Annotated in this window: 6 protein-coding genes, 3 tRNA genes and 3 rRNA genes; 9 read left to right on the top strand and 3 right to left on the bottom strand. The window is 44.1% G+C overall.

All coding sequences use genetic code 11. The features are described from left to right. Positions 1 to 22 precede the first annotated feature (22 nt). The 7 genes from K401_RS0107710 (at position 23) to K401_RS0107680 (ending at position 7,030) form a co-directional block, all read left to right on the top strand. Positions 23 to 757 carry a CvpA family protein gene (locus K401_RS0107710; RefSeq protein ID WP_242837936.1) on the top strand — a complete coding sequence of 245 codons (735 nt, stop codon included), beginning with the start codon at positions 23 to 25 and terminating at the stop codon, positions 755 to 757. 681 nt (positions 758 to 1,438) lie between these two features. Beyond that, positions 1,439 to 2,970 (top strand): 16S ribosomal RNA (locus tag K401_RS0107705). Between the two features lie 100 nt (positions 2,971 to 3,070). Further along, positions 3,071 to 3,188, top strand: a 5S ribosomal RNA gene (rrf, locus tag K401_RS0107700). Positions 3,189 to 3,764: 576 nt separating this feature from the next. Then, positions 3,765 to 6,657 (top strand): 23S ribosomal RNA (locus tag K401_RS0107695). The 16S, 23S and 5S rRNA genes sit together here with 3 tRNA genes alongside, the layout of an rRNA operon. Positions 6,658 to 6,736: 79 nt before the next feature. Then, a tRNA-Asn gene (locus K401_RS0107690) sits at positions 6,737 to 6,809 on the top strand. A gap of 47 nt (positions 6,810 to 6,856) precedes the next feature. After that, a tRNA-Glu gene (locus K401_RS0107685) sits at positions 6,857 to 6,928 on the top strand. Positions 6,929 to 6,959: 31 nt separating this feature from the next. After that, a tRNA-Cys gene (locus tag K401_RS0107680) sits at positions 6,960 to 7,030 on the top strand. Between the two features lie 112 nt (positions 7,031 to 7,142). On the opposite strand, the gene K401_RS0107675 is transcribed toward K401_RS0107680, so the two are convergent. Then, entirely contained in the window at positions 7,143 to 8,219 is a 1,077-nt protein-coding gene (locus K401_RS0107675; RefSeq protein WP_166435258.1) for a tyrosine-type recombinase/integrase, read from the bottom strand. A gap of 633 nt (positions 8,220 to 8,852) precedes the next feature. On the opposite strand from K401_RS0107675, the gene namA reads away from it, so the two are divergent. Both namA and K401_RS0107665 read left to right on the top strand, forming a co-directional pair. After that, positions 8,853 to 9,881 carry an NADPH dehydrogenase NamA gene (namA, locus tag K401_RS0107670; RefSeq protein ID WP_024292407.1) on the top strand — a complete coding sequence of 343 codons (1,029 nt, stop codon included), beginning with the start codon at positions 8,853 to 8,855 and terminating at the stop codon, positions 9,879 to 9,881. Positions 9,882 to 10,283: 402 nt separating this feature from the next. Then, entirely contained in the window at positions 10,284 to 10,790 is a 507-nt protein-coding gene (locus K401_RS0107665; RefSeq protein ID WP_024292406.1) for a DsbA family protein, read from the top strand. A gap of 292 nt (positions 10,791 to 11,082) precedes the next feature. Here the strand turns inward: K401_RS0107665 and K401_RS0107660 are convergent, their stop codons facing one another. Beyond that, positions 11,083 to 12,375, bottom strand: coding sequence for an ATP-binding protein (locus tag K401_RS0107660; RefSeq protein WP_024292405.1), 1,293 nt, complete (start codon positions 12,373 to 12,375; stop codon positions 11,083 to 11,085). A gap of 227 nt (positions 12,376 to 12,602) precedes the next feature. Next, positions 12,603 to 13,847, bottom strand: coding sequence for a tyrosine-type recombinase/integrase (locus tag K401_RS0107655; protein WP_024292404.1), 1,245 nt, complete (start codon positions 13,845 to 13,847; stop codon positions 12,603 to 12,605). Between the last annotated feature and the right edge of the window lie 9 nt (positions 13,848 to 13,856).

Below are 13,856 nucleotides of genomic sequence, written 5' to 3'. Positions count from 1 at the left end.
TTGATTCATTAGGAGGCAAATTATGACGAAGTTTTATATGGAGAACTGGCTGTCTGTTGTGGCAGGAATTTATCTTATAGGAATGGTTCTTTACGGCCATCACAGAGGATTTATCCGGTTGGTCGTATCAATGCTGGCGGTGGTCTTATCCCTGACCATTGTCCGGGTTTCTCTGCCCACTGTAACAGGGTTTTTAAAGGAAAAAACAGGCCTTCAGCAAACCATTTCAGAGAATATGAAAAAATCCATGGGTTTGGAGCTGGAAGAAAATCCTTCCGGAGAAGCCTTGGAAGCACCTTCTGTCCAGCGCACGGTGATCGAAAGCCTTAAGCTGCCCCAAAGTGTCAAGAACGCTCTCATTGAAAACAACAACAGCGAAGTATATCAGATGCTGGGAGTTCAGGCGTTTACAGACTATATTGGAGGCTATCTGGCAGATATGATCCTTAATTCTGCAGGATTTGTCCTTCTCTTTGCAGCAATCTATCTGTTTTCAAATTTAGTCATGAGATGGCTGGATATCATTGCCAGGCTTCCTATTCTGTCAGGAATCAATAAGATCGCAGGTGCCCTGTTGGGAGGACTGGAGGGATTGGTATTTCTATGGATCGCCTGTTTGCTGGTCACCGCTTTCTCAGGAACGGAGTGGGGCCTTGCCTTATCCCGGCAGATTGAAGCGAGTAAATGGCTGTCCTTTTTATATGGCCATAATTTCCTGAATCTCATGGTTTTAGGGGTATTGCGAGGCTTCATATAAGATGGGAATTGTAGCTATCATATATTCAATTAAAACAAGTCTGCAAGCAAAGGTGAGACTGCCTCTGCTTGCAGATTGTTTTATCCACCACAAAATATGGAGAAATTAAGGAAAAATCCTTATATGTAGTGGTAATCAAATTGCTGAAAAAATTGTTTGAACAAGTGGCACAAATTCCCTTGACAATATGATACGGACATGTTATATTAAAGACCCGGTGCGAGACAGACCGCAGAGGCAATCAATTAAAACAGATTGAAAAAAATAAAAAAGTTGTTGACAAAAAATCGGCAATATGATATAGTAAATGAGTTGCCGACGAAGTAGGTAGCAACACAAAAGCACTTTGAAAACAGAAGATTGAACAGTATGTAAAACCCTGAAAATTCTAATAAAACAAGCCATTGTTTGATGGCTTTGAATGAGAAAATTCAGAACGAATACAAGTAATTGTATACGAACCAAACAACAAGTAAAACGGGAAAAAAATTAGCTAGTTAGTTGATTTTGACCCCGGATTGAACCGAATGGCAGGTCCAGGCGGTATGCTCATGAAGCTTTGCTTCATTCGCTACCATTTGCTTCGCAAATGTTCATAGATTAGCAAAAAAGTCCTTATGAAAGCGAGCTTTCAACAGACTTTTCTACCAATCTCTGACCGCTTTCAAAGACTATCTGCTTAAATTTGAGAGTTCGATCCTGGCTCAGGATGAACGCTGGCGGCGTGCTTAACACATGCAAGTCGAGCGAAGCGGTTTAAATGAAGTTTTCGGATGGAATTTAAACTGACTGAGCGGCGGACGGGTGAGTAACGCGTGGGTAACCTGCCTCATACAGGGGGATAACAGTTGGAAACGACTGCTAATACCGCATAAGCACACAGTGCCGCATGGTACGGTGTGAAAAACTCCGGTGGTATGAGATGGACCCGCGTCTGATTAGGTAGTTGGTGAGGTAACGGCCCACCAAGCCGACGATCAGTAGCCGACCTGAGAGGGTGACCGGCCACATTGGGACTGAGACACGGCCCAAACTCCTACGGGAGGCAGCAGTGGGGAATATTGGACAATGGGGGAAACCCTGATCCAGCGACGCCGCGTGAGTGAAGAAGTGTTTCGGCATGTAAAGCTCTATCAGCAGGGAAGAAAATGACGGTACCTGACTAAGAAGCCCCGGCTAACTACGTGCCAGCAGCCGCGGTAATACGTAGGGGGCAAGCGTTATCCGGATTTACTGGGTGTAAAGGGAGCGTAGACGGCGATGCAAGTCTGGAGTGAAAGCCCGGGGCTCAACCCCGGGACTGCTTTGGAAACTGTGTTGCTGGAGTGCAGGAGAGGTAAGTGGAATTCCTAGTGTAGCGGTGAAATGCGTAGATATTAGGAGGAACACCAGTGGCGAAGGCGGCTTACTGGACTGTAACTGACGTTGAGGCTCGAAAGCGTGGGGAGCAAACAGGATTAGATACCCTGGTAGTCCACGCCGTAAACGATGAATACTAGGTGTTGGGGAGCAAAGCTCTTCGGTGCCGCCGCTAACGCAATAAGTATTCCACCTGGGGAGTACGTTCGCAAGAATGAAACTCAAAGGAATTGACGGGGACCCGCACAAGCGGTGGAGCATGTGGTTTAATTCGAAGCAACGCGAAGAACCTTACCAAGTCTTGACATCGGAATGACCGGTCCGTAACGGGGCCTTCCCTTCGGGGCATTCCAGACAGGTGGTGCATGGTTGTCGTCAGCTCGTGTCGTGAGATGTTGGGTTAAGTCCCGCAACGAGCGCAACCCTTATCCTTAGTAGCCAGCAAGTCAAGTTGGGCACTCTGGGGAGACTGCCAGGGATAACCTGGAGGAAGGTGGGGATGACGTCAAATCATCATGCCCCTTATGATTTGGGCTACACACGTGCTACAATGGCGTAAACAAAGGGAAGCAAAGGAGTGATCTGGAGCAAACCCCAAAAATAACGTCTCAGTTCGGATTGTAGTCTGCAACTCGACTACATGAAGCTGGAATCGCTAGTAATCGCGGATCAGAATGCCGCGGTGAATACGTTCCCGGGTCTTGTACACACCGCCCGTCACACCATGGGAGTTGGTAACGCCCGAAGTCAGTGACCCAACCGCAAGGAGGGAGCTGCCGAAGGCGGGACTGATAACTGGGGTGAAGTCGTAACAAGGTAGCCGTATCGGAAGGTGCGGCTGGATCACCTCCTTTCTAAGGAAGAAGAAGTAAGGGTTTTATATACTGTTGAGTCTTTGGTTTTCAAAAGAAGTAAAAAAGAATAATAAGGAAACACTAAGAAAGACGTAAAATTTCTGGTGCCGATGCGCTTAGGGGAGACACCCGTTCCCATCCCGAACACGATGGTTAAGACTTAAGCGGCCGATGGTACTATGCTGGAGACGGCATGGGAGAGCAGGTGGGTGCCAGATTCCTTTAAAAAAATCACTTGAAAGAGTGTTTTATATAGAACGGACACGTTCCAATGGGCGGAGGGAAAAGCGAAGCCTGTGTTAAAGAATGTGTTAACCTGATTCAGCAGGGCAGTGCTGTTTTATATAGCTGGTTTTTACCAGTGATCCGTGAGTTTGAGTTGATCAAGCTTTCGAATGACTGATAAACTTCAGTCACAGTGATGCGGTTACGAAGGTGCACTTCGAAAAGCTGACGCTTTTCTCAGTCACGGCGTTCCACGCCTATACAATCACATAAAAAACTGCTTATGAACACAAGTGTTCAACACAGTTTTCCATATGATTGTGCACGCTTCTGATTGCATCGCGCATGTACCTTGAAAACCACATATTGAAATATATCTAGATTAGTTTTTATATGTCAAAGTATAAAAACAAAATCAAGACATCCGAGGTGTTACATCTTATGATGTAACCAAACAAAACTCGTTAAAGTAACCGTGTAACGTACGGTGAAATAACAAACCTAAGACCAGAGATACAACGCTATGTATCTTAGATGAGTCACCCGCACCCGCAGGTGAACATCGAATTGGTTAAGCTAATAAGAGCGCAGGGTGGATGCCTTGGCACTAAGAGCCGATGAAAGACGTGATAAGCTGCGAAAAGCTTCGGGGAGGAGCAAATATCCTTTGATCCGGAGATATCTGAATGGGGAAACCCAGCTGAGCAAACCTCAGTTGTCGTATGGTGAATCCATAGCCATACGTCGGGAACCCGGGGAACTGAAACATCTAAGTACCCGGAGGAAAAGAAAGAAAACTCGATTTCCAAAGTAGCGGCGAGCGAAATGGAAAGAGCCTAAACCGGTATGCGTGCATACCGGGGTTATGGACTGCAATAAGTGAGACGATTTGTTACCAGAACGGTCCTGGAAAGACCGGCCATAGAAAGTGAAAGCCTTGTATGGGAAAGCAATAGTCAGCGAGCAGGATCCAAAGTACCACGAGACACGAGAAACCTTGTGGGAATTCGGGGGGACCACCCCCCAAGGCTAAATACTACTTAGTGACCGATAGCGCATAGTACTGTGAAGGAAAGGTGAAAAGGACCCCGGGAGGGGAGTGAAAGAGAACCTGAAACCCTGTGTTTACAAGCTGTGGAACCACATTTTAAGTGGAACCGCGTACTTTTTGTAGAACGGTCCGGCGAGTTACCGTTACTGGCAAGGTTAAGCACTTAAGGTGCGGAGCCGAAGGGAAACCAAGTCTTAATAGGGCGAATGAGTCAGTAAAGGTAGACCCGAAACCGGGTGATCTACCCATGTCCAGGTTGAAGTTTCCGTAAAAGGAAATGGAGGACCGAACGCACATCCGTTGAAAAGGGTGGCGATGAGGTGTGGGTAGGGGAGAAATTCCAATCGAACCCGGAGATAGCTGGTTCTCCTCGAAATAGCTTTAGGGCTAGCCTCGTATTAGTCTGCCGGAGGTAGAGCACTGAATTTCCTAGGGGGCGTCAAAGCTTACCAAAGAATATCAAACTCCGAATGCCGGCCAGATGATGTACGGGAGTCAGACTGCACGAGATAAGTTGGGCAGTCAAAAGGGAAAGAGCCCAGACCACCAGCTAAGGTCCCAAAGTGCGTGTTAAGTGGAAAAGGATGTGGGATTTCAGAGACAACTAGGATGTTGGCTTAGAAGCAGCCACACATTCAAAGAGTGCGTAATAGCTCACTAGTCGAGAGGTCCTGCGCCGAAAATGTCCGGGGCTAAAACACGACACCGAAGCTGTGGAATGTGTATTCATACACATTGGTAGAGGAGCATTCTTAACGCACAGAAGCATTACCGTAAGGAGATGTGGAGTGTTAAGAAGAGAGAATGCCGGAATGAGTAGCGAGATGGAGGTGAGAATCCTCCAGGCCGAATATCTAAGGTTTCCAGAGTAAAGCTGATCTGCTCTGGGTAAGTCGGGGCCTAAGGCGAGGTCGAAAGACGTAGTCGATGGACAACAGGTTGAAATTCCTGTACCGCATATCATCAGAACTGTGGGGACACAGAACCGAGGAAGAACCCGGGAATGAAAAGACCGGGGCAAGCATTTTACTGGCTGGGGAGGAAAATCCGCCCAGCAACAGGAAGGTGTGACGCGTACCGAACACAAGTAGGGAAGTCTTCGTAGGGGCTGTCAAGAAAAGCCGCTATTGTGTGATATGTGCCCGTACCGTAAACCGACACAGGTGGATGAGGAGAGAATCCTAAGGCCGGCGGGAGAAGCATTGTTAAGGAACTCGGCAAAATGACCCCGTAACTTCGGGATAAGGGGTGCCTGAGAAATCAGGCCGCAGAGAATAGGCTCAAGCAACTGTTTAGCAAAAACACAGGTCTATGCAAAACCGAAAGGTGAGGTATATGGGCTGACGCCTGCCCGGTGCTGGAAGGTTACGAGGAGGGGTTAGCGGCAACGCGAAGCTCTGAATTTAAGCCCCAGTAAACGGCGGCCGTAACTATAACGGTCCTAAGGTAGCGAAATTCCTTGTCGGGTAAGTTCCGACCCGCACGAAAGGCGTAATGATTTGAGCGCTGTCTCGACAATGCACCCGGTGAAATTGAAGTACCAGTGAAGATGCTGGTTACCTGCGCCAGGACGGAAAGACCCCATGGAGCTTTACTCCAGCTTGATACTGGGATTCGGTACTGCATGTACAGGATAGGTGGGAGGCAGTGAAGATAGGACGCCAGTCTTATCAGAGCCGATGTTGGGATACCACCCTTGCGGTATTGGGTTTCTAACCTGCAGCCATGACCTGGCTGGGGGACAATGTCAGGCGGGGAGTTTGACTGGGGCGGTCGCCTCCGAAAGGGTATCGGAGGCGCTCAAAGGTTCCCTCAGAATGGACGGAAACCATTCGAAGAGTGCAAAGGCATAAGGGAGCTTGACTGCGACACCGACGGGTGGAGCAGGTAGGAAACTAGGACTTAGTGATCCGGTGGTATAAAGTGGGATTGCCATCGCTCAACGGATAAAAGCTACCCTGGGGATAACAGGCTTATCACTCCCAAGAGTTCACATCGACGGAGTGGTTTGGCACCTCGATGTCGGCTCATCGCATCCTGGGGCTGTAGTAGGTCCCAAGGGTTGGGCTGTTCGCCCATTAAAGCGGTACGCGAGCTGGGTTCAGAACGTCGTGAGACAGTTCGGTCCCTATCCGGCGTGGGCGTAGGATATTTGAGAGGAGCTGTCCTTAGTACGAGAGGACCGGGATGGACTGACCTCTGGTGTATCTGTTGGTGATCAACACCATGGCAGAGTAGCCAAGTCGGGAAGGGATAAACGCTGAAGGCATCTAAGCGTGAAGCCCCCCTCAAGATGAGATATCCCATCGCAAGAGTAAGACCCCTTGAAGACGACGAGGTAGATAGGGCAGAGGTGGAAGCATGGCAACATGTGCAGCTGACTGTCACTAATAGGTCGAGGGCTTAACCAGGTTGGTTTAGGTAAGAGGAAAGAACGGATGAAAATAGATATGTAACAATGTGTGGTTTTGAGGGTATATGCCTCAGTAATCCTCGATAGCTCAGTCGGTAGAGCAAACGGCTGTTAACCGTTGGGTCGTAGGTTCAAGTCCTACTCGGGGAGTTCGTGATACTCAAGCGAAGACTATGAGGAGAACGAAATGTAAGTCCGGCCCCATGGTCAAGCGGTTAAGACATCGCCCTTTCACGGCGGTAACACGAGTTCGAATCTCGTTGGGGTCACTGAAAACAATAAATTTAGAATTTAATTTATGGCGACATAGCCAAGTGGTAAGGCGTGGGTCTGCAACACCCTGATCACCAGTTCAAATCTGGTTGTCGCCTCTCTTATGAAAGCCTCAGAAACCTGATAGAATAAGGGTTTCTGGGGTTTTTGCTTTATAGTTTTGGTGTTTGCGCTGGTTTGCGTGGGCATTTTTGGTACTTTTGAGGGCTGTTAATCTAGGATTGCCCTCATTTTTGATGCTGTTTCTTCCTGGGAAGTGATATTCCGGAGGTAGTGGTGCGTCATGGTGAGACTGGTATGGCCCAGGAGCTTCTGGAGTTCAGTATCTTCCATTCCATTTTTGTACATGATGGATGCGGTGGAGAAGCGGAGTTTGTGGGAAGAGCGGTATTCAATGTTTAATTCTTCGCAGCATTTCTTTAAACGGCGATTAAAGGTTACTGTTGCCAAGGGCTGGCCATTCCGAATGAAAATGTATTCACTGTTTGGATTTAGAGTCTGGATTTGTGTTAGAATTTCTTTGGCTTTCGGCGTCAATGGCATATAACGTTTCCCTTCGCTTGCATGGCCTTTAATATCTTCAATGATTTCATTTTTATCATCTACAAAGCGTTGGATATGTAGAAAATCGCCAGAAATGTCATCCCATCTTAACCCTTTCAATTCGCCTATTCGCAGAATGAGGTAAAAATCCAGCTTTATTGCCAGAGAGTAAAAATCATCTCCCAAGTGATTTATAATTTGCAGACGTTCTTCTTCGGTGTATGGGGTAATTTTAGTATTTTCTGCCTTATAGCTGAACTGTTTACAGTTGATGTCTCGAAGATAATTTCGTTCTATAATATCATTTTCCACTGCAAGGTACAAAATCCCATTCATAATACTTTTTAGGTCATTAAAGCGTTTTCTTGTGATCTGGCGTCCTTTTGTAATGTTCCTGAAATAGATAATCAGATCCTTTGCTGTCAACTCCTTTAAGGGAATCAAGGTGATATCCTGATCCTTCAGTAAAGAATTCCACATAAAGCGATTTTCTCTAATTGTCTTTCTACTTACGCTTGTCTCCTTTTCTCTCCATTCCATCCAGGTTTCAAAATATGTTTCCATGGTAGCAGCGGTAGCACCGAAAAACTGTTCATACAGTTTTTCGATTAAACCCTCATAAGTACTACAGCTTATTGGCTTTCTTTGAATAATAAAATACTTTCGTCCGTCATCAGGTCTGGTTTTGATTTTTGATAGATCACAAACTCTTTTTAACTGCTTTTCTTTTGATTTTATATTCATAAAAATTATGTGTGCCGGTGGGACTATCATAGCACTATGCTTGGAAATGCACAATCTTATTTTGTTGAATAGATGGTTTATTTTTTATGGAAATTTTTGATTGTTCTAGTTTACCAATGTAATGCTAACCACATTAACACTTAAATTCATTGCATGAGCAACGAGAAAAAATGAATATAATGACGGAGAAAAGAAAAAATCAGTATATACGGAATGCATCAAAAAATAAAAAAATCTAATAAATTGCTGGAAGAGTGAAGAGGGAAACAAATGAGTTATGCAGTGTAGCTGACAGGATATGAAAAAGTTAAATTTTATGCTCCTTTTATTTTTTTAATAATGTAAGAAAGTTTTATTGGCTATTTAGCCAGAGGAAAGTACTATGTGTCTTGTTTAGATGGATATGGATATACTTGAATAATAAGGTAACCTGTGATAGTATCGAAGTATAGTAGGTGTATTATACACTTTTATTTTGTTGCAACAGAAAAAATAGTACCAATAAAAGAAAGTGTCGGTCAAGAGGAAGCGGTTTTTGTTGATCAGCTATCGCAATCGTGATTTTGATTAACAACCAAATAAAGCAAGTTGTTTTACCAAATCTTACATTTATAATAGAAGGGAGAATGTTCTATGTACTTATTAAGCTCATTTACAGTAAAAGGCATGACTCTGCGCAACCGTATCGTTATGCCCCCAATGTGTATGTACAGTGCCGGAACCAATGGTATTTCAAATGAATTTCATTTTACGCATTATACCTCCCGTGCGGTTGGTGGAGCGGGACTGATTATTATGGAGGCTACCGGTGTTTTGCCGTGGGGTCGTATTTCTGACCACTGTCTGGGACTTTGGAATGATGATCAGGCAAAGGCGCTTGCTCCAATTGTTGCCGCCTGCCAGAAACAGGGAGCAAAAATAGCAATTCAGCTTAATCACGCGGGCCGCAAATGTGGAGCCCAGGAAAAAGCAATTTACGTACCCAGTGCCATTCCTTTTAATCAGGATTCTCCCATGCCCCATGAGATGACGGAAGCGGATATTCATGATACGGTTAATGCATTCCGTAGCTCTGCTGCTCGGGCATTTGAAATTGGTTTTGATGCGATTGAAATTCATGGTGCCCATGGTTATCTGATTAGCGAATTCCTGTCGCCGTTGACCAACCATCGTACAGACGGTTACGGTGGATCAACGGAAAACCGATGCCGTATACTAATTGAAATACTGAAGGCAGTACATGAGGTCTGGCCAGATGAAAAGCCGGTTTTATTGCGTGTATCTGCTGAAGATTATGAACCCAATGGTATGCATATGGAAGAAATGTCCGAAATTATTGAACTTGTGAAGCCCTATATTGACGTGCTGGACGTGAGTACAGGAGGAGTTGTTTCAACACCGCCGACGAAAATCTATCCAGGCTATCAGGTGAAAATTGCCGAGTGGCTGAAGCAGAAGGCTGGGTTGCCTACGGTTGCCGTTGGTCTGATTACGGACCCGCATCAGGTGGAGGAAATTCTGGGTGGAGAACGGGCGGACCTGGTTGCTTTGGGCCGGGAACTTCTGCGTGATCCTTACTGGGTGCTGCATACGGCCCGTGATCTGGGAGTTGAATATCCGTGGCCGGAGCAGTATTTGCGTGGTTTTCAGGCAAGAAAGTGATGTATGCAACGAATTTATGCGCCAGGCAGCTTCAGTTATTTATTGCACGAGTTGGAATCTAATTTGGATTTCCGCAATTAAATACTTTTGCTGAAAATTATTCAAAGGGTAGTATCTGATGACAATATCGGTTGTATAATCATCACGCTTGATCTTAATCATGCACTTCGGATAGCCGGCAGTAATATCCTAAAACACTTTGGCGCTTACTTTTCTGTGCTTCAATTTCAGCATAAAAGTAAAACAATGATTTCGTTTTCTTTTTTGGATGAGGGATAGTGTATGTGAAATAGTAAATAAGACGGTGCCGGAAGGAGTAGTGACGATCTCCAAAGCCACCACTTATGAAGCAATAAAAAGAAAATTGTAAATTTAATTATACTAATTAAGAGGTGGTTAAGAGTGAAACAGGAATTACATGTCTTTTTTGATTATATCTGTCCTTATTGCCTGAAGGCACATAAATATTTAAAGGAGCTTATTCCAGAGTATTCGGCTGTTACTATAGTCTGGCATCCATGCGAATCGCATCCCAGACCGGATCGGTATGGCCCCCACAGCGATCTGTGCATACAAGGATATTTTTATGCTGTTAATCATGGGATTGATATTTTAGAATATCATGAACGAATGTATCAGGCAGCTCAGAAGGAGAGTATTAATATTGAAAATATTGATGCTCTTAGTGAGTGCGTCAGTGATTTGGTTGATGCAGATGACTTTCGGTTGTCACTCCAGCTGGGAACTTATCGCGGCAAGCTGGACGAGTCTAACAAGCTTGCTTTTGAAAAGTCTGATGTATGGGCAGTTCCTGCATATAGAATGGGCGCTTTAAAGCTTGATGCAGTTGAAAATGTGGGTGTTTCCAAAGAGCAGATTTTGCATCTTATAAAGAACCACTGCATTTAAAATTTTTTCTGTATATAGGATCTTCTATGATAAAATAATAAATTATATGAGGCCCTAAAGTATGTATGCTTCGCTTGAATCATTTCTATTTTTCAAAATAGCAATGCAGTTCGGGAAATTGTAATATTAATGCCAATTGTCAAACTGCCTGAACTGCCATTCAAAAATGTAATACTAAATTGTATGAATACAAGTTTGCTGTTAATCTGTTTAATTTCATTATAGAAAGTGCATGAAACCTCTTAGGATTGGAAGTTGAGTCCAATCCGTAAGGGGTTCTTTTTCTGCATAATCATATGCAAAATGCTGCATAAAGTGGAATGGAAAGCATATTCTCAGTTTTGCCGAAATTTTTTTCGGAGAAGCGAATGGAATAGCTGGGTTTATACTTTTGAATAAATACGCTGAGACTTTTAGAGTGAACCTTTGTCCCCTTTTTGACTTCTATACCGATGACCTCGGAACCTTTTTGTAATACAAAGTCAAGTTCGGCACTGTGTTCACTTGCCCAATAGAAGAGGGCGTGTCCATTCGAGGCCAACGCTTGAGCAACGTAGTTTTCGGTAACAGAGCCCATAAACACATTTGATTCTCCAGTCAGGATCGTTTGTTGAGGCACACCAGATTTCATAACAAGAAGTCCCACATCACTCATATAAAGCTTAAAAGAGGACAAATCTGCATAAACAGCGATAGGGCTTGTGCCATGATCAATCTTCTGACATTTTAACACGATGCCAGCCTGTGCCAGCCATTCGATTGATTCACCGAACAGTGCTGCACTGCCGCCACGTTGAACAACCTTGTATTGGAACTTTTTATTTTCTTTTGCAAGTTGAGCAGGAATGGAATTGAAACAGCTGCGAATTTTAACAGTATCAGCTGTAGTAGCGTATTTTGCCATGTCCGCTACGTAGTTGTTTGCGATTTCATTTTGTACAGTTGGTACAAGAACCAACTTTCCGGAGTTTGTAAAAGTCTGGACACAGGCAGGCATTCCACCGACAATGAGATAGTACCTGTAAAATTCGATAGCTTTTTGATGGAGCGCCTCTGGCAGCGGAGTCATCAGGTCAAAGGCAGAGCGAATTTCCTGTGATAGTCGCTCTTCACCGTTTGCCCAAAGAAATTCTTCAAAATCCAGTGGATAAAGTGTCATGCTTTCTACCTTGCCAACGGGAAAGGAGTAATGTTCCCGATGGATTGCAACTCCAAGCAGGCTTCCTGCCGCAGCAATGTGGTATTCCGGTGCCATTTCACAGAAGTATTTTAATGAGGTCAATGCTCGTTCACAAGACTGGATCTCATCAAAAATAATGAGGGTTCTGCCCGGTGTAATGACTTCATTTACGGTTGTTTCCAAGAAGCGAATGAGCCGTTCCGGGGAGATATCATCGGAAAAATAAGAAGCAACGGAAAGATTGGTTTCAAGGTTAATGTAAACGGTGTTATCAAACTGTGTTTCACCGAATTTGGTCAGTATATAAGTTTTGCCAACCTGCCTGGCTCCATAGAGGAGCAGGGGCATCCGGTTTTCGGTTTTGTTTCTCCAAGTAAGGAGCTTTTCTTCAATTTTTCTACGCATAGCATACACCTCTCTATGATAGTATATTACGATTTTAATATTTATATGTCAAGAAAAATAAAATTATAACATATTTTTATGGATTAAAAGGTTAATAATAAGCTTTTGATGAATAATCTCGAGTTGCTCAACGACATTGGAATTAATATCATTCAGTTTATATATATGAAAAATGGGAGCTTGTATTTATTCGGTAAAATAGACAAAGTTATAAAAAGTGAGGACAATCAGCCAAGGATTGCCCTCATTTTTGAAGCGGTATCCTCTTGAGAAGTTAGACTTCGAAGGTAGTGATGGGTCATGTTTAGGCTGGTATGACCCAAAAGTTTCTGGAGCTCAGTATCCTCCATCCCATTTTTGTACATGATTGATGCGGTGGAGAAGCGGAGCTTATGGGAGGAACGGTACTCGATACCTAATTCCTCGCAACATTTTTTTAAGTGGCGGTTAAAGGTTACTGTTGCCAGCGGCTGGCCGTTGCGGATGAAGATATATTCGCTGCCCGGATTCTGGTGACGAATTTGTTCCAATATCTTCTGCGCATTGGGGGTAAGTGGCATCTGGCGCTTTCCTTGGCTTGTATGTCCCTTTATATCCTCAATAACTTTATTTTGATCATCGATAAAACGGCGTATAAAGATGGTATCACCCTTTACGTCTTCCCATTTTAACCCTTTTAGCTCACCGATGCGGAGCACCAGATGAAAATCAAGCTTGATGGCCAGATCGTAGAAATCATCTCCCAAGTGATTTATAATCTGCAGTCGCTCTTCCTCTGTATAAGGTTTTATGTTATTTTCCTCTGCTTTAAAGGCAAATTGCTTAAAATTAATATCTCTTAGGCAATTATGGTCAATGACTTCGTTTTCTACGGCCAGGTAGAGTATGCCATTCATTATACTCTTTAAATCATTGAAGCGTTTTCGGGTGAGCTGACGGTCTTTAGTAATAATTCGGAAATAACGGATGTAGTCCTTAACAGACAGGCTGTTTAAAGGGACTTTAGTTATTTCCTGATCCTTAAGGAGAGCATTCCACAGAAAACGGTTTTCTTTTATAGTCTTTTCTGTAACACTGCTTTCAGATGACCGCCATTGCATCCAGGTCTCAAAGTACTCTTTCATAGTAATTGCGTTGGTGCTAAAAAGGTGGTCATAGAGTTTTTCTACCAGACCTATGTAGTTGGTACTACTTATGGGTTTCCGTTTAATAATCAGGTAGATTCTGCTGTCATCCGGCCTGAGCTTTATTTTTCTGAGGTCGCAGACTTCTTTTACTTGGGATTCTTTTTGATTGAACTCCAAGATTGCCTGACATGCTGCAGTGGTTAGTTTTCCGTCTGGATAGAAAATTTGCTTTTGCAGTTCTGAGATAGTGTCATTTAATTCTGCAAGAGGTGCTGACGGATTGCTTGTCAGTATTCTTACAATTATTTCGTTCTGTTTTTTGTATGGGCTTACGGAACGGCACATCCGCCATCA

Source organism: Lacrimispora indolis DSM 755 (genome assembly GCF_000526995.1).
Taxonomy (GTDB): Bacteria; Bacillota; Clostridia; order Lachnospirales; family Lachnospiraceae; genus Lacrimispora; species Lacrimispora indolis.
This window is presented reverse-complemented; position numbering and strand designations above follow the sequence as displayed.